We start from the raw sequence: 22,511 nt of genomic DNA, 5'->3' as shown, positions 1-22,511 counted from the left end.
CTGCCCCGAGGGCCGCGTAAGCTCGACTCCGATGGACGAGGACGATTTCGAAGACTACGACCGCGAGGTCGAGCTCGCGCTCTACCGCGAGTACCGCGACGTGGTGTCGCAGTTCCGCTACGTGGTCGAGACCGAGCGGCGTTTCTACCTGGCCAACGAGGTCGACCTGGTCCGGCGTGACACCGAGCACGACTTCTACTTCGAACTGTCGATGACCGACGTCTGGGTCTGGGACGTCTACCGCTCCGACCGCTTCGTCAAGTCGGTCCGGGTGCTCACCTTCAAGGACGTCAACGTCGAAGAGCTCACGAGCCGCGACCTCGAGCTCCCGAAAGAACTCGCACTCGACGAGTAGTCGTCCGTCGCCACGCGACCTCCTGGCGCGGGACGCGCTGCGTCTCGACTCGGCTCGTCCCCAGCCGCGGCCGGGTCGGTGGCGTCCCCAGCCGATGCTCCGCCCGCCCTCCGAGGGGCGCGCCTCCGCCAGCCTGCTGGCAGGAGGTCAGACATGGCGAAGAAGGACGAATTGGGTCGGCGCGGCGAAGACGTCGCGGCCGAGTACGTCGAGGCGCAGGGCATGCGGGTCGTCGAGCGCAACTGGCGGTGCCGCGAGGGCGAGATCGACGTGGTCGCCCTGGACGGCGACGAGGTGGTCGTCGTCGAGGTCAAGACGCGGTCGGGCACCGGCTACGGTCACGCGCTCGAGGCCGTGACGCCGGCCAAGCTGGCCCGTCTGCGACGGCTGGCGGGGGCCTGGTGCCAGGCGCATCCCACCTCGACGCCCCGGGGGTTGCGCATCGACGTCGTGGGCATCACGGTCGAGCGGTGCGCGGGGCACGAGCGGATCGACCACGTCCGCGGGGCCGGAGCATGAGCGTGGCGCGGACGCGGGCGGTCGCCCTGCTGGGCGTCGACGGAGCCCTCGTCGAGATCGAGGCGGACATGGGTGCCGGGCTGCCGGCGTTCGTGATCATCGGACTGCCCGACACGTCGCTGGGTGAGGCCCGTGACCGGGTCCGGTCCGCAGCGACCAACTCCGGGTGCGCCTTGCCGGCGCGCAAGCTGACCGTCAACCTGTCACCTGCGTCGCTGCCCAAGCAGGGGTCGTCCTTCGACCTCGGCATCGCCATCGCGGCCCTGGCCGCAGCCGAAGTCGTCCCCGCCGAGTCCGTCGAGGGCGTCGTCCACCTGGGCGAGCTCGGTCTCGACGGCCGGCTCAGGCCCGTCGACGGGGTCCTGCCCGCCGTGTTGGGTGCGCGCCGGGCAGGGGCCGCCACCGTCATGGTGCCGACAGACAACGCAGACGAGGCCGCCCTCGTCCCCGGCATCCGCGTGGTGGCCGTGCCGAGCCTGCGTGAGGCAGCGATCTGGCACGGTGCAGGTCTCGAACCCGAACCGGTCGAGGCCATCACGAGATCGCGCTCCGAACCGACGGTGCCGGCCGAACTCGACCTCGCGGACGTCATCGGCAACGTCGACGCCGTCGAGGCGCTCGTCGTCGCCGCGGCCGGCGGCCACCACCTCCTCATGGTGGGCCCTCCCGGTGCGGGCAAGAGCATGCTGGCGGCCCGCCTGCCGGGGCTGCTGCCCGACCTCGACGCCGATTCGGCCCTCGAGGTCGCGTCGATCCGTTCGTTGGCCGGTGTCGCCGTCACGGGCGATCTCGACCGGAGGCCGCCGTTCGAGGCGCCCCACCACACCTGCAGCGCGGCGGCCCTGGTCGGCGGGGGCAGCGGGGTCATCAGGCCCGGCGCCGCGTCGAGGGCGACCCGGGGCGTACTGTTCCTCGACGAGGCGCCCGAGTTCCGACAGACGGTCCTCGACTGTCTTCGCCAGCCCCTCGAGTCGGGCGAGACCGTCGTCCACAGGTCACGGGCGGTGGCGCGTTTCCCCGCGAGGTTCCAACTGGTCGCGGCGGCGAACCCGTGTCCGTGCGGGCAATACGGCTCCCGCGACTCCGACTGCAGTTGTTCCCCGCACCAGCGGCGTCGCTACCTGGGCAAGCTCTCCGGGCCTCTCGTCGACCGCATCGACCTGCAGTTGCGGGTGGCCCGCATCAGCTCGTCGCAGTTCCGCGCCTCGGCCGACGTCGTCCCGACGACGACACGCCAGGCCCGCGAACGCGTCGACCGGGCGCGCGGCCGTGCCGCCCGCCGGCTCGAGGGAACACCCTGGCGGTCGTCCGGCGAGGTCCCGGGAACCTGGCTGCGTGATCCGGCGAACCGCCTGGCCGTGGCGGACTCGCAGCCCATCGATCGGGCTCTCGAGACCGGTGCCCTGACGATGAGGGGCTACGACCGCGTGCTGCGTGTCGCCTGGACCCTCGCCGACCTCGACGACGACCCTGCCCCCGTCCGCCGTCACGTCGTGCGGGCACTGAGCATGCGGCAGTCGCTGTGAGCGACCTGCTCCGGGCTACCCCCGCCGAGCTGGCCGACCTCGTCCGGCCCCTCCTGCCCGGCGCCCACGAGTTCAGCGAGGCACAGACCCTCGAGGCGTTCGCCCTGGGCGCCTGGACAGGTGTGGTCGAACCGGGTGACGCGGTGGGTGGCGTCGTCCGGTCACTGCTCGGGCCGACCGTGGGGCTCCGCCTCGTGCTCGAAGCGGCGGTCGGTCACGACGACCCCCGCGCGGGTCTGCTCGCGGGGGCCCTGGTCGAGGCAGGGGCCACCCGCGGCGACGTGGAGCGGCTCGACCTCGGACGGACGCTCACGAGATGGCGGCCCCGTCTCGAGACCAGCGTGATCCTCCGGTCGTTCCGCACGGCGACCGTGGTGGGATCGAGGCTGCTCGTGCCGGGCACCCCGCTGTGGCCCGAGGCCCTCGACGACCTCGGCCATCACGCTCCCGTGGCCCTCTGGGCACGAGGTCCGGCGTCCGTTCCGGCGCCGACGTCGAGCATCGCGATCGTCGGCTCGCGGGCGGCGACGGCCTACGGCGAGCAGGTGTCGGCCGAGCTCGCCGGCGGCGTGGCCGACCGAGGTCTCGCGGTCGTCTCGGGTGCCGCCTACGGCATCGACGGTGCCGCCCACCGGGCGGCCCTGGCCGCCTCGGCGACGACGGTGGCCGTCATGGCCGGGGGAGTCGACCACCTCTACCCGGCCGGTCACGACGCCCTGCTGCGACGCGTCATCGAGACGGGTCTGGTGATCTCCGAGGCTCCGTGCGGTGGCAAGCCGTCGCGGTGGCGGTTCCTGCAACGCAACAGGCTGATCGCGGCGTTGACGGCCGCGACCGTCGTGGTCGAGGCCGGCGGCCGCTCGGGGTCGCTGAACACGGCCGCCCACGCGCAGTCGCTCGGTCGTCCGGTCGGGGCCGTGCCCGGCCCGGTCACCTCGCCGTCGTCGGTCGGCTGCCACGCCCTGATCCGGTCCGGTCTGGCCGAGTGCGTGACGGGTGCCGACGAGGTCCTCGCACTCGCGGGGGTGTCGACCGACCTCGTCGTCGCCTCGTACGAGGGCCGACGGCTCGACCCCGAGACGATGCGGGTGCTGGACGCCCTCAGCACGACGGCGACCCGCGAGACCGACGAACTGGCCGTCGCGAGCGGGCTGTCGCTCGAGACGGTCCGCGACGTGCTCGCCGAGCTCGACCTCTCGGGTGCGGCCCGGCGCTCCGGCTCGGGGTGGCGACGGGTGAGGGGGCGCCGCGATGGTTAGCCTGTCGGCATGCACGAGCCGGGGTCGAGACGCGAGGGGCGGGTGCTGCCGTGACGCGCCTCCTGGGCGAGGTCGAACGGTTCGCCGACCACCTGCACGACGGCCGGGGGCTCAGCGACCACACGGTGCGGTCGTACGCGGCCGACCTCGACTCCCTCGTCGCCTTCGCCGAGAACCGGCTCGGTCGCCCGGGTGAGGTGGGCGACCTCGACCTCGACCTGCTTCGCGACTGGCTCTGGCAGGGCACGCAGGCCGGGCTCGCCCGGGCCACCCTCGCCCGGCGGTCGGCGAGCGTCCGGGCCTTCACCCGGTGGCTCGACGAGACCGACCGCACAACGGTCGACGTCGGTGCCCGACTGCGTTCGCCGAAGCCCGAGAGTCGCCTGCCGCGCGTCCTCACGCGCGAGCAGGTCGACGGCCTGTTGGCGTCCCTCGCCGTCCGGGCGGACACGGGCGACCCCGGGGCACGCCGGGACCTCGCGGTCGTCGAACTGCTCTACGGCGCGGGCCTGCGCGTGTCGGAGCTCGTCGGGGCGGACCTCGGCGACGTGGACCTCGAACGGCTGACCGTGCGGGTGACCGGCAAGGGGGCGAAGCAGCGCGTCGTGCCGTTCGGGGTGCCGGCGGCCGAGGCCCTGGGGCGGTACGCCGACCTCGCCCGCCCGACGCTCGTCACCCCGGTCACGGACGCCGCCTTCTTCGTGGGGTCGACCGGGGGGCGGCTCGGAACGAGGGCCGTCTACCGACTGGTCGCCGGGCTGCTCGCCGACCTCCCGGGCGGCGGGCCGGCGGGGCCGCACGCATTGAGGCACACGGCCGCCACCCATCTGCTCGACGGAGGGGCCGACCTCCGGGCCGTCCAGGAGCTGCTCGGTCATGCGAGCCTCGGCACCACGCAGATCTACACGCACGTCTCGACCGACCGTCTGCGCGACAGCTACCGGTCGGCACACCCGCGCGCCTGACGACGCTCCACCCGACGACGCCCACGACGCCCGAGGACCCTCCGAGCACCCGACCGTGCTGCGGTCGTCGGCCCGGCCGGTGCCGACCGGTGCTCAGCGGGGCGTGGTCGGCAGCAGCACCGACGGCTCGATCCCGCCCAGGAACAAGAGAGGCGAGACGTACTCGCCGTCGATCCGCGCCCCCAGGTGCAGGCACGGTCGGTCGGGGCAGTGCCCTCGCTCGAGCACCCCGACGGTCTGCCCCCGCGTGACGGCGTCGCCCTTCGAGACGTCGGCCACCACCGGTTCGACGCTGCTCAACACCCCACCCGGGTGGGCGATCGACAGCACCGGCCGGTCCACCACGACCCCGGCGAAGTGCACGACGCCGTCGTCCGGGGCCGTCACGACCGAGCCCTCGACCGTCCCGACGTCGAGGCCGCGGTGCCCCGGCGACCACGGGTTCGGCGGCCCGACGAAGGGCCGGACCACCGGATGGGGCGAGGCGACCGGCCAGGCCCACACCGCGCCTCCTGCGCTCGCTGCCCGGGGGTTCGCTGTCCGGGGGTTCGCGACCGCGGGCGTGACCGAGAGCGACCCGGCGAGGACCGTGACGAGGGCCGCCGTCGTGAGGGTGACGAGAAGCCGCGTCGTCGACCGCAGGTGAGAGCGCATACCGGCACCTTGCCGGTTGCGCAAGCTTTCTCGGCGAGGCGTAAGGTTCACCCGTGCACGAACACCCCGTGCACATCGTTTGTGGGGGAGTCGTGGCCACGAGCCCTGCTCCTCGAGCCGTGAAGGAGTACAGGTGTCGAACACCACTGCAACGACGAAGAGCTTGAACAGGCGGGTGACCGCGCTGGCCGTGGCGGCGGCCATCGGCGGGTTCCTGTTCGGTTTCGACTCGTCCGTCATCAACGGCGCCGTCCAGTCGATCACCGACGAGTTCGGTCTCACCGAGTTCGCTTCGGGCTTCGCGGTCGCCTCGGCCCTGATCGGTTGTGCCATCGGTGCCTACGTCGCCGGCCGCCTCGCCGACAAGATGGGTCGCATCAAGGTGATGCTGATCGGTGCCGGTCTGTTCCTGATCAGCTCGATCGGTGCGGCCGCGGCCTTCGCCGTCTGGGACCTCGTCCTCTGGCGCGTCATCGGCGGCCTCGGCATCGGCATCGCGTCGGTCATCGCGCCCGCCTACATCAGCGAGGTGTCGCCCAAGGCGATCCGCGGTCGCCTGGCGTCGTTCCAGCAACTCGCCATCACCCTCGGCATCTTCGCCGCCCTGCTGTCGGACCAGCTCTTCGCGGTCACGGCGGGTGGCGCATCCGAGCCGTCGCTCTTCGGCCTCGCCGCGTGGCGCTGGATGTTCCTGGTGGGAATCGTCCCGTCGGTCGTCTACGGCATCCTGGCCTGGCGTCTGCCCGAGTCGCCGCGGTACCTCGCCGGTGACGGGCGCGAGACCGAGGCCAAGAAGGTCCTCCAGACGATCGTCCCGGCCGAGACGGTCGAGACGAGCCTGAAAGAGATCACGGACTCGATCCGCACCGAGGCAGAGCTCGAGAAGAAATCGTCGATCCGCGGCACCCGCTTCGGCCTCCAGCCCATCGTCTGGGTCGGGATCATCCTCGCCGTGCTGCAGCAGTTCGTCGGCATCAACGTGATCTTCTACTACTCGACCACCCTCTGGCAGGCCGTCGGCTTCCAGGAAGAGGACTCGTTCCTCATCTCGACCATCACCGCGGTCGTCAACGTCGCGGTCACGTTCATCGCGATCGGGCTCGTCGACAAGGTCGGCCGTCGGCCCATGCTGCTCACCGGCTCCATCGGCATGTTCGTCAGCCTCGCCGTCACCGCCCTGGCCTTCAGCCAGGCGACCACCTCGGCGAGCGGCGACCCGTCGCTGCCCGGCGCCTGGGGCCCCGTGGCCCTCGTCGCGGCCAACCTCTTCGTCGTGTCGTTCGGTGCCACGTGGGGCCCGCTCATGTGGGTGCTGCTCGGCGAGATGTTCCCCAACAGCATCCGTGCCACGGCACTCGGCGTGGGCAGCATGGCCAACTGGATCGCCAACTTCATCGTGACGGTGTCCTTCCCCACCCTCGCCGCCCTCAGCCTCACGCTGTCGTACGGCATCTTCGCGTTCTTCGCGCTCGTGTCGTTCTTCTTCGTGCTGGCGAAGATCCCCGAGACGAAGGGGCGCTCGCTCGAGGAGATGGGCACCTCGGCCGTCCAGGCCGATGCGGGGCGGTCGGCGAAGGCCTGAGCCCGACACGATCCACGAACGTCCCGTCCAGATCCTGGGCGGGACGTTCGTGCACGTCGGGGTCCCCGCCCGGGGTCGACCTCCACCTCACCGGGCCCGTGGTGGTGCTAACATTAGCGATGCAGCCTGCTCAGCAGGCTGACTTCGCGTGCCCTGTGCGTCCTCGGACGCACCGACGTCGAGGCGACCTGGTCGCCTCGCGCCGCTCCCGGCCTCCACGTCCATTCGGTCCGAACCGCCTCACGGTGGGCTCGGCGGACGTGTGCCCGGGCACCAGGCAGTGGCGACCGACCGGTCGCCCGACAACCGACAAGCAGGCGCACCCGCGGGTGCGCCCAGGAACAAGGAGAACGACCATGGCCGTCGTCACCATCCGCCAGCTGCTCGACAGCGGCGTCCACTTCGGACACCAGACCCGCCGCTGGAACCCGAAGGTGAAGCGCTTCATCCTCGCCGAGCGCTCGGGCATCCACATCATCGACCTGCAGCAGTCGCTCGGCTACATCGACAAGGCGTACGACTTCGTCAAGGAGACCGTCGCACACGGCGGCACCATCCTCTTCGTCGGCACGAAGAAGCAGGCCCAGGGCTCCATCGCCGAGCAGGCGAACCGCGTCGGCCAGCCCTTCGTCAACCAGCGCTGGCTCGGTGGCCTCCTGACCAACTTCCAGACGGTCTCGAAGCGCCTCGCCCGCATGAAAGAGCTCGAGGACATCGACTTCGACGACACCACGCAGGGCTTCACCAAGAAAGAACTGCTGATCAAGAAGCGTGAGCTCGACAAGCTCCACAAGACGCTCGGCGGAATCCGCAACCTCACCAAGACGCCGTCCGCCCTCTGGGTCGTCGACACCAAGAAAGAGCACCTCGCGATCGACGAGGCCAAGAAGCTGGGCATCCCGGTCATCGGCATCCTCGACACGAACTGCGACCCCGACGAGATCAACTTCCCCATCCCGGGCAACGATGACGCCATCCGTTCCGTCGGCCTGCTGACGCGCATCGTCGCCGACGCTGCCGCCGAGGGTCTGGTGCAGCGTCACCAGAAGCCCGAGGACGCCGACCAGCCCGTCGAGCCCATGGCCGAATGGGAGGCCGAGCTGCTCGCGCAGGGCGAGGCCAAGGCCGCCGACGCCGCCGCCGAGGCACCTGCTGCCGAGGCCCCCGTCGAGGAGAACGACGCCGACGCGCAGGTCGCCGCGAAGCCCCTGGGCGAGCCGGTCGTCGAGCCCGTCGCCGAGGCGACCGAGGCCACCGCGGCCGAGCCGGCCGACGCCGACTCGAAGTAGTCCTCTCCTTCACCCTTCCGACTCCACGAAAGGAAGTCAGACACATGGCCAACTACACCATCGCTGACGTCAAGATCCTCCGTGACCGCCTCGGCGCGGGCATGGTCGACAGCAAGAACGCCCTCGAAGAAGCCGACGGCGACATCGAGAAGGCCGTCGAGATCCTCCGCGTCAAGGGACTGAAGGGCGTCGCCAAGCGCGAGGGCCGTCAGACCACCGCGGGTCTCGTCGCCGCCAAGCCCGGTTCGGGGTACGCCACGCTGATCGAGCTCGCCAGCGAGACCGACTTCGTCGCGAAGAACGAGAAGTTCGTCGCCCTGGCCGACCAGGTCCTCGAGGCGGTGCACGCGGGCGGAGCCTCCAGTGCCGCCGAGGGCAACGCCGCCGCGATCGGCGGCCAGACCGTCGAGGCCTTCGTCAACGACGAGGCCGCGCTCATGGGCGAGAAGGTCGAACTGCGCACCGTCAACCGCATCGAGGGCGAGCAGTTCGCCATCTACCTGCACAAGACCTCGAAGGACCTGCCCCCGCAGGTCGGCGTGGTCGTGGGCTACACGGGTGACGACGCCGAGACCGCTCGGTCGATCGCTCAGCACATCGCCTTCGCCGCGCCGACGTACCTGTCGCGCGACGACGTGCCGACCGAGCAGGTCGACAAGGAGCGAGCCATCGTCGAGGAGACCGCGAAGAACGAGGGCAAGCCGGAAGCGGCCCTGCCCAAGATCATCGAGGGACGCCTCACCGGCTTCTTCAAGGAGATCGCCCTGCTCGACCAGGCCTACGCGAAGGACAACAAGTTGTCCGTCGCCAAGGTGGTCGCCGAGGCCGGACTGACGATCACGGGCTTCGCCCGCATCAAGGTCGGCGCCTAGACAGCACCGTGACGGGGTCCGAGACGAACGTGTCTCGGACCCCGTTCCCATGCCCGGCCGAGGTGACGACGTCGGGTGCATCATCGGCGACGGACGGCGACCAGCCCGAACTCGCTAACCTGGCTACGGCCACGACGAGACGGAGACTCGCATGACATCGGAAACCACCGGACGACGACGCGTCCTGCTGAAGCTCTCGGGTGAGGCCTTCGGCGGCGGCCAGCTCGGCGTGAACCCCGACGTGGTCGGCTCCATCGCCCGTGAGATCGCCGACGCGGCGACCGACGTCGAGATCGCCATCGTAGTCGGTGGCGGCAACTTCTTCCGCGGTGCCGAACTCAGTCAGCGCGGCATGGACCGGGGCCGGGCCGACTACATGGGCATGCTGGGCACCGTCATGAACGCCCTCGCCCTCCAGGACTTCCTCGAGCAGGCCGGCGCTGCCACCCGCGTCCAGTCCGCCATCGCGATGACCCAGGTCGCCGAGCCGTACATCCCCCGTCGCGCCGAGCGGCACCTCGAGAAGGGGCGCGTCGTCATCTTCGGTGCCGGCGCCGGCCTGCCGTACTTCTCGACCGACACCGTCTCGGCCCAGCGAGCCCTCGAGATCGGGGCCTCCGAGGTGCTCGTCGCCAAGAACGGCGTGGACGGCGTCTACTCGGCCGACCCCCGACACGACCCGTCGGCGGTCAAGCTCGACCAGCTCACGTACCAAGAGGCGCTGATGCAGGGGCTCAAGGTCGTCGACTCGACCGCCTTCAGTCTCTGCATGGACAACGGCATGCCCATGCACGTGTTCGGCATGGAAGGCGAGGGCAACATCGCCCGCGCCATCCGCGGCGAACGCATCGGAACAATCGTCAGCAACTAGACGACTAAACTCGACCGCGAACCGAACAAGGAGCACCAGTGGCGATCAACGACGTACTCACCGAGACGCGCGAGAAGATGGACAAGGCGCTCGACGCCGCCAAGAACGACTTCGGGACGGTGCGCACCGGCCGCATCAACCCGGCTCTGTTCCAGAAGATCCCGATCGACTACTACGGGACCCCGACCCCGCTGGCCCAGCTCGCCTCGCTGCAGGTGCCCGAGGCGCGCACCATGATCGTCACCCCCTACGACAAGACGGCCCTCAAAGAGATCGAGAAGGCCATCGCGACCTTCCCGAACCTGGGGGCCAACCCGACGAACGACGGCACGATCGTCCGCGTCACCATCCCCGAGCTGACGCAAGAGCGTCGCAAGGAGTTCGTCAAGCTCGTGCGCAGCAAGGGCGAGGACGCCAAGGTGCAGGTTCGCAACGTCCGTCGCAAGTCCAAGGAGGCGCTCGACGCCCAGAAGACCGAGGTCGGCGACGACGAGGTCGCTCGTGCCGAGAAAGAGCTCGAGTCGATCACCAAGGGGTATATCGACTCCATCGACGACGCGTTGAAGAAGAAAGAAGCGGAGCTGCTCGAGGTCTGATGAGACAGCGACCCGACGGCGCCGGCCCCGACGACTCGTCACCGGCTCAGAAGAGCACTCTCGGTAGTCGCCGGGCCGACTTCGACGCTCGAGCGCAAGCGGCCCGCCACGACATCGAGAACCAACTGCGGGCAGGCAAGGCGCGCCTCGACTCGCGCAACGAGAAGTTGACGGCGCGCACCGGTCGCAACCTGCCGGCCGCCATCGCCGTGGGTGTCCTGCTCGGGGCCGCGGTCTTGTTGAGCCTGATCTTCGTCAAGGCGTTCTTCATCATCGTGGCGGCGGCCCTGATCGGTTCGTTGTGCTTCGAACTCGCCAGTGCCCTGCGCTTCGCCGGGCGCGACGTGCCCCGCCTCCCGAGCGTCCTCGCCGGCGTGGCCGTGGTCCCCGCGGCCTTCTACGGCGGAGCCGGCGGCCAGTGGGCCGCTCTGGTGGGCGGCATCGTCGTCGTCTCCGTGTGGCGCCTCGTCGAGACGGCCCGTCCTTCGCACCGAGCCGGCGCCTCCGCGCTGGGTCGTGATCTCGGTGCCGGTGCGTTCGTCCAGATCTACTGCTCGTTCCTCGGCAGCTTCATGGCCCTCATGGCTGCTCGACCCGACGGCCAGTGGTGGACCCTGTCGGCTCTCATCGTCGTGATCGCGGTCGACACCGGTGCCTATGCGACCGGCCTGAACTTCGGCAAGCACCCGATGGCGCCCCGCATCAGTCCCAAGAAGACCTGGGAGGGCTTCGCCGGTTCGGTGGCCGCGAGCCTCATCGCGGCCGTGCTGTTGTCGGTCCTCCTGCTCGACGAGCCGTGGTGGTTCGGTCTCGTCTTCGGTGGCGTCATCATCGTGACCGCCACCATCGGCGATCTGTCCGAATCCCTCATCAAGCGCGACCTGGGCATCAAAGACATCAGCACCTGGCTTCCCGGCCACGGCGGGTTCCTCGACCGGCTCGACAGCACGTTGCCCTCGGCCGCCGCGGCCTACGCCCTGTACCTCCTCTTCGCGTGACGCCCGTCCGCCGGAACTGACCGGCCGCGCGTCCAGCGGCTTGCCATCGGCCCATGCGGCATGATGGTGGCCGTGAGCAGCACATTCCCGATCGTTCCCAAGGGCAAGCGGGGTTACGACGTCGACGAGGTCGACGCGTTCCTGGTCGAGGCCCGGAAGGCCTACGCCGGCGAGACCGGCCTCGGCATCGACTCCGCCCGCATCCGACGCACGGCCTTCGGGTTGACCAAGAACGGGTACTCGACGGCACACGTCGACGCAGCGCTCGAACGTCTCGAGGACGCCTTCGCCAGTCGGGAGCGCGAACGGGCCGTCTCGTCGGGCGCCGAGTCGACCTGGTTCTCGACCGCGCGGTCCGGGGCGGAAGACATCGTGGCCCGTCTCGAGCGACCGCAGGGCCACCGCTTCGACCGGGTGGGCATCCTCACGACCGGCTACCACCCGCGAGACGTCGACCGCCTCACCCGGCGGCTGCACGGCTACTTCACCGACGGCCGTCCCCTCAGCATCGACGACGTCCGGGCGTCGGTCTTCCGGGCGAAGCGCGGCGGTTACCGCGAGAGCCAGGTCGACCTGGTGCTCGACACGGTGGTCGACGTCATGCTCGCCGTTCGCTGACGGTCACGGCCGGGCCTCTCCTCTTCCCCCGAGCCTCCGACACGCTGACGGGTCGTCCCTGGCCCTCGGGCGTCCCATCGGTTAGCCTGGACGGACTCATGGGCAGGCACGCAGCGAATCCGACCCCCGGTCCCTCTCGACGAGAGCACCCGGCCGCGGTCGAACGACCCTCGACCCGTCGGCGCGTCCGCGTGCCGGCCTCGCGGAGTGTCGTCCGACGCCCGGCAGCTGGCTCCCTCGCCTTCACCGGTCCCGTCCGCGATGCCGTACCGGCCGCTCGTCGTCCTGGATTCCCTCGACGGGTGGCCCTGCCCCTCGTCGGCTTCTGCGCGTCGTTCGCCTTCGTGTCGGCCTCGCTCGTCAACCCCTTGGCCGGTGCCGAGGCCGCGACGACCGTTCCGGGCGCTGCGTCGGTGCTGACGGGCCCCGGTCAGACCCTCACGGTCGCCGGTGCCGCCGTGACCGTCGCCGACCGGGACGCCTACGGCGTGACCGAGTACGTGCCGCCGCCGCCCCCGCCCGTCGTGGTGGCCGAGACCGAGAAGCCCGAGGCCCCGTCGGGTGCGACGTCCGGCTCTGCCAAGAAGTCGTCGTCTGCTCCCGTGGCGGGAACCCCCGACCCGGGCAGCGCCAAGGCCGTCGCCGCCGAACTCGTGGCCGCTCGCGGCTGGGGTTCCGACCAGTACGACTGCCTGGTGTCGCTGTGGCAGAAAGAGTCGAGCTGGAACGTCTACGCGTCCAACCGGTCGAGTGGTGCCTACGGCATTCCCCAGGCCCTGCCGGGTAGCAAGATGGGCTCCGTCGGTGCCGACTGGCAGACCAACCCCGCCACGCAGATCACGTGGGGGCTGAACTACATCGGCGGCCGCTACGGCAACCCCTGCGGCGCCTGGGCCCATTCCGTCGCCAACAACTGGTACTGATCCGTCGCACGGCCCTCGACCTCGGGGGCCGTTGCTACGCTGGTCGTCATGCCCCGCAGCAACCGCTCCCGTCGCTCGCGCGACCGGCGTGACGCCGACGAGGACTACGACGTCACCCGAGCGTCGTTCGGCGGCTTGACGGTCGAGACCAAACACGGGCGTTCGTTCAACGTCCAGTCGGTCTCGGCGACGTCGGCCGTCAAAGAGTACGTCTGCCCCGGCTGCTCCTTGGGCATCGCTCCCGCGACGCCGCACGTCGTGGCCTGGCGTGCCGACGGGCTGTTCGGTGCCGAGGACGACCTGGCGGCCCGCCGCCATTGGCACACCCACTGCTGGAGGATCTCGTGACGACCCCCGACGCCGACCCTCTCGAGATCCGCGGGGGCGTCCTGCTGCCCGCGCGCCGCGAGGACGTCGAACTGCACACCGGCGACGGTCTGACCCTGGTGGGCGAGCTGAGCCTCCCGGCGGACCGCGAGCCCGTCGGCACGATCGTCGCGTTGCACCCTCTGCCCACCGCCGGCGGGTTCATGGACTCCCACGTCATCAGGAAGGCCGCGGCCCGCCTTCCGGCCCTGGCCGACCTCGCCGTGCTCAGGTTCAACTTCCGAGGGGTGTCGTCTCCGCGAGGTCGGTCCGAGGGTGAGTTCGGCGAGGGGGTGGCCGAAGCGGCCGACCTCGCCGCCGCCGTGGCCTTCGTGGGCGATCGCGGTCTGCCCACCCCGTGGTTGGTGGGTTGGTCGTTCGGCACCGAAGTCGCCTTGAAGCACGGCCTCGACGTCGAGGTGGCCGGCGTCGTGCTGCTGTCCCCACCACTGCACCGCACGTCCGACGCCGAACTCGGGGCGTGGCACGACTCCGGGCGGCCCGTGGTGGCCGTCGTGCCCGAGTTCGACGACTACCTGCGTCCCGACGAGGCGCGACGTCGCTTCGCCCTCGTTCCCGAGGCCGAGGTGGTCGCCGTCGAGGGAGGCAAGCACCTCTGGGTCGGCGAGAAGCAGACCAGTCGCGTGCTGACCGAGATCGTCCGTCGGGTCGCGCCCGGTGCCCTGCCGCTGCCGTCCACCTGGCCGCCCCGCGCCTCCTGACCGTGCGTTCGCCGGACGGGACGGCGGGCGGTCCACCACGCCGGGCCCGGAGCGACCGGGGCGTGGCGCGTCTCAGAGCTGGTTCTGGCGTGGCACGTAGACCTCGCGGATGATCAGCAGGATCGACGCGGCGACGGGGATGGCGATGAGTGCGCCGAGCACTCCCAGCAGGGTGCCACCGACGAGGGCCGCGATGACGACGATCACGCCCGGGACGCGGACCGCCCGCCGCATGATGCGCGGGCTCAGCAGGTAGGCCTCGACCTGCATGTAGACCAGGTAGTAGACGGCTGTCGTCACCCAGGTGGCCGGTGACTGGGGCAACAGCGCGATCTGTGCCAGCACGATGATCGCCGAACCGCTGATCGTGCCGACGAGGGGGATGATCGACCCCAGGAACGCGATGAACGCGAAGACCGCCGGCTGTTGGGCTCCGATGATGGTGAGGAACACGAAGCTCAGGATGCCGTTGATCGCCGCGAGCGTGAACTGGCCGATGACGTACCGACCCACCGATTGGCTGATCTGTTCGGAGATGTCGACGAACGTGGCCCGCTTCGAGGCCGGGACGAGCTGGTAGAGCGCCCGCTTGACGCTGTTGATCGACGAGGTGAAGTAGATCGTCAGGATGACCACGACGACCGTGCCGAAGAGGCCGTTGCCGATCGCGACGCCGACGGCGAGGACCCCGCCGCCGATCGTGACGACGTTGTCGGGGTTGGTCAGGAAGTCGACGATGGAGTCGAGCGCGTCCTGCACGTCGAAGACGTTCTGGGGGACGAGTTCTTGCAGGTTGTCGACGAACTGCTGGGTGGTGACGCTCTGCAGGTACGACGTCAGCGCCTGGATGAGGCTCGTGGTCTGCTGCACGATGACGGGCACGATCGCGAAGACGACGCCCACGAAGGCGCCCACCACGGCCACGAGGACGATCACGATGGCGATGCCCCGGGGCACCCGGCGCTTCTCGAGCCACGAGACGACCGGGTCGAGCCCCAGCGAGATGAACAAGGCCGCGCCCACGTAGGTCAGGATCGTCGAGAGCTGGCCGACGGCACCCCCGATGACGAGGGCGACGAGCACTCCCAGCCCCGCGAGCAGACCGATGCGGAACGGGTTGTGGATCTTCACGGGCGGGCTCCTGTCGACGGCACGGGCCGGTCGAGGTCACGGCGGCACCGACTGCCCGACACGGCCTGTCGCCCTACTCTGACGTACCGCCGCCGACTTGTCCGATCATGCCACGCAGGTTCTCGAAGTACTCCGCGACGGCGTCGCGTTCGGCCGTGATCTCGGCCAGGCGTTCTTCGGCGTCACCGATGAGGTCGTCGGCCCGCTGCTGGGCATCGGCCAGGATCGACCGCGAGCGTTCGTCGGCGTTGGTGAGCACGTCGTGGGCCGTCTCGTCGGCGTCCGTCCGGGTGGTGCGGGCGTACTCGAGCGCGGTGCGTTCGAGGTCGTCGGCCTCGCGCCGGACCTCGGTGGCGCGACGGGTGGCCTCGGCGAGCTGCTCGGCCGCCGCGTCGAGCAGCTCCTGGGTCTCGGCGACGGCGTGCTGGTGTCGCTGCGTGAGCTCGACCTCCGCCTCGTCGCGACGGGCCAGCAGTTCGACCTCGAGGTCGGCGCGCCCCTGGTCGACGTCGCGGCGCAGGTCGGCGATGGCCCGTTCGCGGTCGGCCTCGAGCCCGGCGCGGACCCGGACGTCGTCGGCGGCCAGGCGGGCGCGCTGGGCCTCGGTCTCGTCCGCCAGGGCGGCGCGTGCCTCGGCGGTCTCGGCGGCTAGTTCGGCGCGTGCCTGCTCGATCTCGGTCGCGAGTTCGGCCCGCCGGTCGGCGTCCTCGCGGGCGAGACGGTCGGCCTGCGCCTCGCTCTCGCGGGTGAGGCGCTCGTCGGTCTCGACGGTGATGCGCGCGATGCGTTCGCGTGACGTGGTCTCGGCGAGGTCGAGTTCGTCGCGGCGGCGCCGGGTCTCGCGGTCGAGCTCGGTGCGGGCGTCGCCGACCTCTTTCTCGAGTTCGGCACGGGCCTGTGCGATCTCGGCCGCGAGGCGGTCACGACCGGTCGCGATCTCGCGCTCGAGCTCGACCCGGGTGGATTCGACCTCGTCGGTGAGGTCGGCACGGGTGGCGTCGACGTCGCGGGCGAGGAGCGCGCGGGTCTCGGCGACCTCGTGGGCGAGCTCGGCACGGGCCGCGGCGACGTCGCGTTCGAGTTCGGCGCGCTGGGCCGCGACGTCGTCGGCCAGCTCGGCGCGGGCGGCCGTGATCTCGCGGTCGAGTTCGGCGCGGCGGGCGCCGACCTCGGCGTCGAGGTCGGCGCGGGTGGTCTCGTCGAGGCGGGCCAGCTCAGCGCGGACGGTGACGCCCTCGCGCTCGAGGTCGGCGCGCTGCCGCCCGGAGTCGCTCTCGAAGACGGCTCGGGCCTCGCGCGTGTCGGCGGCGAGGGTCTCGGCCTCGTCGCGGGCCTCGGCGAGGTCGCGGGCCACGGCGGCCCGCTGCTCGGCGACTTCGTGCTCGACCTCGGCACGCAGCGCGGCTGCTTCGCGTCGAGCCGTCGAGACGTTCTGGGCCGCCTCGGTGGCGGCCGAGCCGCGGATCGAGATGGCGTCGCGCTGGGCCTCTTGCAGCAGGTCGCGTGCTTCGGCCTTGGCGCGTGCGACCAGACGGTCGGCGTCGGCGGTGGACTCGGCGACCTGCGCTGCGGCGCGGCCCCGGGCGTCGTCGAGCACGGACGTGGCCCGTTCGCTCGCGTCGTCCAGCAGGCGCTTCGCCTCGGCCGTCGAGGACGAGCGCAGGGCCTCGGCGTCGATGTCGGCCTGGCTGATCACCAGGGTGGACTGCTGTTCGGCCAGACGCAGGGTCTGCTCGAGCTTGCTGCCGAGACCGGAGTACGTGGGGGTGCCGGCCTCTTCGAGCTCGGCACGGATCTCGTCCACCCGCTGCTGGAGGAACGCGACCTCGCTCACCCGGTCGGCCCGGTCGGCGTTGGCCTTGATGAGTTCCCGCCGCAGGTCACCGAGCACGCGGTCGACCTCGTCCTTGCGGTAGCCCCGGAGTTCGATGCCGAAATCGGCTTCGTCAGCAGCCACGGTGTCTCCTTCGATGCAGGGTTCGGACCAGGGGAGCGCGGCCCGCGACACGATGCTAGTGGGAGGCCCTCGACGGACCCCGATCCACGGGTTAGGTGCCTCTCAGCCTCGTCGGATACGCTGAGCCGTCTTAAATTCTGCTGCCGCGCCCGGCCCCCTGGCCAGGCTCGTGCGAGGCCCGTCGTCGACCACGACGGTTCCTGGCGCCCCGACCGGGATGGTGGCTCGGAGGGAGAGAAACGTGCGTTTCATCGTCGCAGTCGTCGTCGTCGTCCTGGCGGCGGTGATGGTGGCGTTGGGCTTCGCCCAGCGCACCGTCTTCGCACCGCCGCCGAGCGTGTCGTCCCAGGTCGACACCGCCGACTCCGACGCGACCGTCACGGTCGTCCCGGCCTCGGCGCTGCACGGCCGCGACGGGCGTCAGACGGTCTCGGTGTCGGGCGGCGACACCGCCTTCGCCGCCTACGGCCGCACGTCGGACGTCCTCGGGTGGGTCGGCGACGCCAGCTACAACGAGGTCGAGTACGACGAGGCGTCCGGTCGGCTCGTCAGCCGCACGGTCGCCGGCGACACCACCGAGGTGCCCGACCCGACCGACTCCGACCTCTGGTTCGACCAGTTCGCGGGCAACGACCTCACCTTCTCGCTCGACGCGCCCGACGACGTCTCCCTCGTCATCGTCTCGGACGGCAGCCAGCCCGCCCCGTCCGACGTCCGCATCACCTGGCCGCTCTCGACCGCGACGCCCCTGGCCGGGCCGCTGATCGTCGGTGGGCTCGTGGTCCTGCTGATCGGCATCGGCCTGTACGTCTGGGCGATCCTGCACCACCGCCGGACGCGTGGCCCCCGTCGGCGCTCGGGTGACGGGAAACGACCCCGCCTGTCGCGTCGGGCCGGTCGCAAGGCGGTCAAGGCGCTCGACGCCGCCGGCACCGAGACCCTGGCGCCCGGCCGTGGTCGTGCCCGCGGCATCCGTCGGTTCGTCGCCGTGGCGCCGATCGTGCTGGTCTCCTCGCTCGCCCTGTCGGCGTGCACCGCCGACTACTGGCCGCAGCAGGCGCCGGCGGCGGGTTCCGACTCGTCCACGCCCACCCCGACGCCCACCTCGACCGACGGCACGGACTCCGGCGACCAGGGCAACGCGCTGCAGCCCCCGGTGATCAGCGTCGCCCAGGCGAAGCGCATCGTCGAACGCATCTCGGCCACGGCGACCGAGGCCGACGCCTCGCTGAACGCCGACCTCGCGGCCACCCGTTTCACGGGTCCGGCCCTCGAGCAGCGTCAGGCGAACTACACCATCCGTTCCAAGGACGCCGCCGCCGCCGCGCCCCTGGCGATCCCCACGGGCACCGTCACGCTGACGCTGCCGCAGCAGGCCGACTCGTGGCCGCGCTCGGCGTTCGTCGTCGTGCAGGACGCCGACGCGAGCGTGGCGCCCGTCGCCCTCACCCTCGAGCAGGAGAGCGCCCGCGACCCGTACAAGGTCGAGTACGCGGTCAGCCTGCAGACGCAGACCCCGTTGACCGTCGCACCCGCCTCGATCGGCGCCGCCCGGCTCTCGCCCGACGTCAAGCTGCTCACGCTGCAGCCCGACCAGCTGGCCGAGGCCTACGGCGACATCCTGCGCAACGGCGACGAGAGCCAGTACGCCGCCCAGTTCCAGACCGAGGGCGACACGCTGCGCGAGAAGATCGGCAAGGCCTACAAGGACGCGAAGCGTGCGGCCCTGCCCACCACGGCGTCCATCGACTACACGTCCCAGGCCGACGACGAGACCCCCGTCGCCTTCGCCACGAACGACGCCGGTGCCATCGTCTCGGTCGCGTTGAACGAGATCGAGACCGTCAAGCCGACGGCCACGGGTGCCAAGGTCAACCCCGAGGGCACCGTCAAGACCCTGCTGGGGCTCGACGAGTCGTCGAAGGGCATCGAGGCGACCTACGGCGTCGAGCTCTTGTTCTCCGTCCCGCCCGTCGGCAGCGACGACCCCATCGTCCTGCTCGGTTTCAGCCAGGCCCTCACCTCTGCCAAGGAGCTGCCATGACCAACCTCCCTCCCGTCCCCGCCGGTCTCCGCGGCGCCGTCGACCTCTCGTCGCTCGTCAACCGTCCGCCGGCCCCCGCCCCGGCGGGTCCCTCCGCCGGGGCGCCCGTCGACGGTGCGCCCGCAGGAGGCGCGGGTGGCGTCCCGGCCCCGTCCGCCGGTCAGGTCGCGGTGCCGGGCCTCGTGCTCGACGCGACCGACGCCACCTTCACGCAGGTCCTCGAGATCAGCAACACCGTCCCCGTGATCGTCGACCTGTGGGCGGAGTGGTGCGGCCCGTGCAAGCAGCTGTCGCCCGTCCTCGACAAGCTGGTCGGCGAGTACGCCGGCCGCCTGCTGCTCGTCAAGGTCGACGTCGACGCCAACCCCCAGCTGACGCAGGCCTTCCAGGCGCAGTCGATCCCGGCGGTCGCCGCCGTGATCGGCGGTCGTCCCGTGCAGCTCTTCGTCGGGGCCCTGCCCGAGGCCCAGGTCCGCGACGTCTTCGAGCAGGTGCTCGAGCTGGCCGCGCAGAACGGCGTGACCGGCACGGCGGTCGTCGACGGCGCCCCGGTGGGCGAGGCCGACGAGGTCGAGCCCGAGCCGGAACCGCTGCCTCCGCACCACCAGGACGCTTACGACGCGATCGACCGGGGCGACTACGCCGCGGCCATCACGGCCTACAAGACCGCCATCGCGCAGGACCCTCGTGACCAGCTCGCCGTGGCGGGCCTCGCCCAGGTCTCACTGCTCGAGCGGCTGCAGGGGGCGTCGCTGTCCGACGTCCGTGCGGCGGCCGCCGCCGCCCCCACCGACCTCGACGCCCAGCTCGACGTGGCCGACCTCGACCTCAGCGGGGGGCACATCGACGACGCCTTCGACCGCGTGCTGACCGTCTTCCCGTCGCTCGACCCCCACGGCCGTGACGCCGCCCGGGGCCGCCTGCTCGAGTACTTCGAGATCGTCGGGGTGGACGACCCCCGGGTGGCGACCGCCCGCCGTCGTCTGGCGATGCTGCTGTACTGAGCCGCGCCTCCTGCACGGACGACGGAACCCCCGCGACCCGGAAGGGGCGCGGGGGTTCCGTCGTGTGCCGGCGTCGGATCAGCGGCGCAGCTTGAGCCAGACGACCCCGAGCGGCGGCAGCTGGACGTCGGCGGCCGCGGGTCGACCGGCCCAGGGCTCGTCGGTGGCGGTGACTCCGCCGAAGTTGCCCACGCCCGAACCGCCGTAGACCTCGGCGTCGGTGTTGAGGATCTCGTCCCAGCGACCGGCCTCGGGTAGGCCGAAGCGCATGTGCACCGGTTCACCCGAGAAGTTCGCCAGGACGGCGATCGACTCGCCCGAGCCGGACTTGCGCATGAAGGCCACGACGCTGTGCTGCGCGGCACCGCCGTCGATCCACTCGAACCCGTCGGTGTCGAAGTCGTGCGCCCAGAGAGCGGGCTCGTCGCGGTAGACCTCGTTGAGGCGGGCCACCAGGCCGTGGAGCCCCTGGTGGGCGGGCTGGTCGAGGATCCACCAGTCGAGCCCTCGTTCTTCGCTCCACTCACCGGGCTGACCGAACTCGCTGCCCATGAAGAGCAGCTGCTTGCCGGGGTGGCCCCACATGTAGGCGAGGTAGGCCCGCACGTTCGCGAGCTTCTGCCACTCGTCGCCGGGCATCTTGTTGAGCAGGGACCCCTTGCCGTGCACGACCTCGTCGTGGCTGATCGGCAACATGAAGTTCTCGCTGAACGCGTACACGAACGAGAACGTGATCTCGCCGTGGTGGTGCGAGCGGTAGAGCGGGTCCTCGGCGACGTAGCCGAGGGTGTCGTGCATCCAGCCCATGTTCCACTTGAGGCCGAAGCCCAGGCCGCCCTCGCTGGTCGGGCGGGTGACGCCGGGCCAGCTCGTGCTCTCTTCCGCGATCATGACGATGCCGGGGTGGCGCTTGTACGCGGTCGCGTTCGCCTCTTGCAAGAAGCTGATCGCCTCGAGGTTCTCGCGCCCGCCGAACTCGTTCGGCAACCACTCGCCCTCGTTGCGGCTGTAGTCGAGGTAGAGCATCGAGGCGACGGCGTCGACGCGCAGCCCGTCGATGTGGAACTCCTCGAGCCAGTACAGCGCGTTCGAGACGAGGAAGTTGCGCACCTGCGAGTCGCCGAAGTTGAAGACCAACGTTCCCCAGTCGGGCTGCTCGCCGCGGCGGGGGTCGGAGTGCTCGTAGACGGCGCGACCGTCGAACTTCGCGAGGGCCCACTCGTCCTTCGGGAAGTGCCCGGGCACCCAGTCCATGATGACGCCGATCCCGGCCTGGTGCAGGCGGTCGATCAGGTAGCGCAGGTCGTCCGGGCTGCCGAAGCGGCTGGTCACGGCGTAGTAGCCGGTGACCTGGTAGCCCCAGGAGCCGCCGAAGGGGTGCTCGGCGAGCGGCATGAACTCGACGTGGGTGAAGCCGAGCTCGCCGACGTACTCGATGAGCTGGTCGGCGAGTTCGCGGTAGTTCAGGCCCGGTCGCCAGGAGCCGACGTGCAGCTCGTACACGCTCATCGGTCCGGAGTGGACGTCGTTCTCGGCCCGGGCGGTCATCCAGGCGTCGTCGGCCCAGGCGTGGGCGGCCTTCGTGACGACGGACCCGGTGAGCGGCGGCACCTCGGAGGTGCGCGCCATGGGGTCGGCGCGTTCGACCCAGACGTCGTCGGGGGTGAGCACCTCGTACTTGTAGATCCCGTCCGTGACGCCGGGCACGAAGAGCTCCCAGACGCCGTTGCCGTCGAGGCGGCGCATCGCGTGCCGCTCGCCGTCCCAGCCGTTGAGGTCGCCCTTGACGCGGACGGCGCGGGCGTGCGGCGCCCAGACGGCGAAGGAGGTGCCGGTCACGCCCTCGTGCTCGCGGACGTGGCTGCCGAGCATCTTCCAGAGCTGCTCGTGGCGCCCCTCTCCGAAGAGGTACAGGTCGAACTCGGTGACGGTGGGGGCGAAGCGGTAGGGGTCGTCCGAGACCCACGCCGCGCCTCCTTCGTAGGTCGCCTCGACGGTGTACGCGCCGACGGGCTCGCTCGTGACGCCCTGCCAGAGGCCGTGGCCCACGTGCTCGAGGGCGAAGGACGACCCGGAGGCGCCGGTCACGGTGACGGTGTCGGCCAGCGGTCGGACGACGCGGACGGCGGTGCGACCGCCGCGGGGGTGGGCACCCAGGACGGCGTGCGGGTGGCCATGGGTGCCGTTGGCGGCCGAGAAGACCTCGTCGTCGCCCAGGGCGAAGGAGGTGTCGGGCTCGGTCGGGGGAGTGGTGGTCATC

Annotated in this window: 21 protein-coding genes; 17 read left to right on the top strand and 4 right to left on the bottom strand. The window is 71.0% G+C overall.

All coding sequences use genetic code 11. The features are described from left to right. The first annotated feature begins 31 nt into the window (after nt 1-31). The 5 genes from HQQ78_RS03815 (at nt 32) to HQQ78_RS03795 (ending at nt 4,624) form a co-directional block, all read left to right on the top strand. Entirely contained in the window at nt 32-355 is a 324-nt protein-coding gene (locus HQQ78_RS03815; protein ID WP_056046179.1) for a DUF2469 domain-containing protein, read from the top strand. A gap of 153 nt (nt 356-508) precedes the next feature. Beyond that, on the top strand, nt 509-874 hold the full coding sequence (locus HQQ78_RS03810; protein WP_173151084.1) for a YraN family protein: 366 nt from the start codon (nt 509-511) through the stop codon (nt 872-874). Continuing rightward, on the top strand, nt 871-2,400 hold the full coding sequence (locus tag HQQ78_RS03805; protein ID WP_173151083.1) for a YifB family Mg chelatase-like AAA ATPase: 1,530 nt from the start codon (nt 871-873) through the stop codon (nt 2,398-2,400). Before HQQ78_RS03810 ends, HQQ78_RS03805 begins: the two co-directional genes overlap by 4 nt. After that, complete coding sequence (dprA, locus tag HQQ78_RS03800; protein WP_216844152.1) at nt 2,397-3,659, top strand: DNA-processing protein DprA; 1,263 nt, start codon at nt 2,397-2,399, stop codon at nt 3,657-3,659. Before HQQ78_RS03805 ends, dprA begins: the two co-directional genes overlap by 4 nt. A 50-nt stretch (nt 3,660-3,709) precedes the next feature. After that, nucleotides 3,710-4,624, top strand: coding sequence for a tyrosine recombinase XerC (locus HQQ78_RS03795; protein WP_173151082.1), 915 nt, complete (start codon nt 3,710-3,712; stop codon nt 4,622-4,624). A gap of 93 nt (nt 4,625-4,717) precedes the next feature. Here HQQ78_RS03795 and HQQ78_RS03790 read toward each other — a convergent pair whose 3' ends face one another. Beyond that, nucleotides 4,718-5,278 carry a murein hydrolase activator EnvC gene (locus HQQ78_RS03790; RefSeq protein ID WP_173151081.1) on the bottom strand — a complete coding sequence of 187 codons (561 nt, stop codon included), beginning with the start codon at nt 5,276-5,278 and terminating at the stop codon, nt 4,718-4,720. Nucleotides 5,279-5,411: 133 nt separating this feature from the next. Here HQQ78_RS03790 and HQQ78_RS03785 point away from each other — a divergent pair, with 133 nt between their 5' ends. The 10 genes from HQQ78_RS03785 (at nt 5,412) to HQQ78_RS03740 (ending at nt 14,115) form a co-directional block, all read left to right on the top strand. After that, nucleotides 5,412-6,860: a sugar porter family MFS transporter gene (locus HQQ78_RS03785; protein ID WP_173151080.1), complete on the top strand. Its 1,449-nt coding sequence runs from the start codon at nt 5,412-5,414 to the stop codon at nt 6,858-6,860. A 356-nt stretch (nt 6,861-7,216) separates the two neighbouring features. Further along, nucleotides 7,217-8,149: a 30S ribosomal protein S2 gene (gene rpsB / locus HQQ78_RS03780; RefSeq protein ID WP_173151079.1), complete on the top strand. Its 933-nt coding sequence runs from the start codon at nt 7,217-7,219 to the stop codon at nt 8,147-8,149. A 44-nt stretch (nt 8,150-8,193) separates the two neighbouring features. Continuing rightward, complete coding sequence (tsf, locus tag HQQ78_RS03775) at nt 8,194-9,021, top strand: translation elongation factor Ts (RefSeq protein ID WP_056046164.1); 828 nt, start codon at nt 8,194-8,196, stop codon at nt 9,019-9,021. A gap of 151 nt (nt 9,022-9,172) precedes the next feature. After that, nucleotides 9,173-9,892, top strand: coding sequence for a UMP kinase (gene pyrH, locus HQQ78_RS03770; protein WP_056046162.1), 720 nt, complete (start codon nt 9,173-9,175; stop codon nt 9,890-9,892). Nucleotides 9,893-9,969: 77 nt separating this feature from the next. Next, entirely contained in the window at nt 9,970-10,488 is a 519-nt protein-coding gene (frr, locus tag HQQ78_RS03765) for a ribosome recycling factor (protein ID WP_054145670.1), read from the top strand. Further along, the gene (locus HQQ78_RS03760) at nt 10,488-11,486 is read left to right on the top strand and encodes a phosphatidate cytidylyltransferase (protein WP_173151078.1); all 999 of its coding nucleotides are present in this window, start codon (nt 10,488-10,490) and stop codon (nt 11,484-11,486) included. The genes frr and HQQ78_RS03760 overlap by 1 nt, the downstream gene beginning before the upstream one ends. A 63-nt stretch (nt 11,487-11,549) precedes the next feature. Continuing rightward, nucleotides 11,550-12,104, top strand: a complete 555-nt coding sequence (locus HQQ78_RS03755) for a DivIVA domain-containing protein (protein ID WP_056047652.1) — start codon at nt 11,550-11,552, stop codon at nt 12,102-12,104. Nucleotides 12,105-12,406: 302 nt separating this feature from the next. Continuing rightward, on the top strand, nt 12,407-13,027 hold the full coding sequence (locus HQQ78_RS03750) for a lytic transglycosylase domain-containing protein (RefSeq protein WP_371740339.1): 621 nt from the start codon (nt 12,407-12,409) through the stop codon (nt 13,025-13,027). A 48-nt stretch (nt 13,028-13,075) separates the two neighbouring features. Further along, nucleotides 13,076-13,375 (top strand): hypothetical protein, encoded by a 300-nt coding sequence (locus HQQ78_RS03745; RefSeq protein WP_173151076.1) that lies wholly within the window; start codon nt 13,076-13,078, stop codon nt 13,373-13,375. Further along, complete coding sequence (locus HQQ78_RS03740; protein WP_371740338.1) at nt 13,372-14,115, top strand: alpha/beta hydrolase; 744 nt, start codon at nt 13,372-13,374, stop codon at nt 14,113-14,115. Before HQQ78_RS03745 ends, HQQ78_RS03740 begins: the two co-directional genes overlap by 4 nt. A 72-nt stretch (nt 14,116-14,187) precedes the next feature. Here HQQ78_RS03740 and HQQ78_RS03735 read toward each other — a convergent pair whose 3' ends face one another. Both HQQ78_RS03735 and HQQ78_RS03730 read right to left on the bottom strand, forming a co-directional pair. Next, a complete protein-coding gene (locus HQQ78_RS03735; protein ID WP_173151075.1) occupies nt 14,188-15,246 on the bottom strand; it encodes an AI-2E family transporter in 1,059 nt (352 codons plus the stop codon). Nucleotides 15,247-15,319: 73 nt separating this feature from the next. After that, on the bottom strand, nt 15,320-17,203 hold the full coding sequence (locus HQQ78_RS03730; protein WP_173151074.1) for a DivIVA domain-containing protein: 1,884 nt from the start codon (nt 17,201-17,203) through the stop codon (nt 15,320-15,322). Nucleotides 17,204-17,444: 241 nt separating this feature from the next. Here HQQ78_RS03730 and HQQ78_RS03725 point away from each other — a divergent pair, with 241 nt between their 5' ends. Together HQQ78_RS03725 and HQQ78_RS03720 are read left to right on the top strand one after the other, a co-directional pair. Further along, nucleotides 17,445-19,247, top strand: coding sequence for a hypothetical protein (locus HQQ78_RS03725; RefSeq protein WP_173151073.1), 1,803 nt, complete (start codon nt 17,445-17,447; stop codon nt 19,245-19,247). Continuing rightward, nucleotides 19,244-20,251: a tetratricopeptide repeat protein gene (locus HQQ78_RS03720; RefSeq protein WP_173151072.1), complete on the top strand. Its 1,008-nt coding sequence runs from the start codon at nt 19,244-19,246 to the stop codon at nt 20,249-20,251. The genes HQQ78_RS03725 and HQQ78_RS03720 overlap by 4 nt, the downstream gene beginning before the upstream one ends. 78 nt (nt 20,252-20,329) lie before the next feature. On the opposite strand, the gene glgB is transcribed toward HQQ78_RS03720, so the two are convergent. Further along, the gene (gene glgB, locus HQQ78_RS03715; RefSeq protein ID WP_173151071.1) at nt 20,330-22,510 is read right to left on the bottom strand and encodes a 1,4-alpha-glucan branching protein GlgB; all 2,181 of its coding nucleotides are present in this window, start codon (nt 22,508-22,510) and stop codon (nt 20,330-20,332) included. Between the last annotated feature and the right edge of the window lies 1 nt (nt 22,511).

It is taken from the genome of Frigoribacterium sp. VKM Ac-2859 (assembly GCF_013204925.1).
Lineage (GTDB): Bacteria > Actinomycetota > Actinomycetes > Actinomycetales > Microbacteriaceae > Frigoribacterium.
This window is presented reverse-complemented; position numbering and strand designations above follow the sequence as displayed.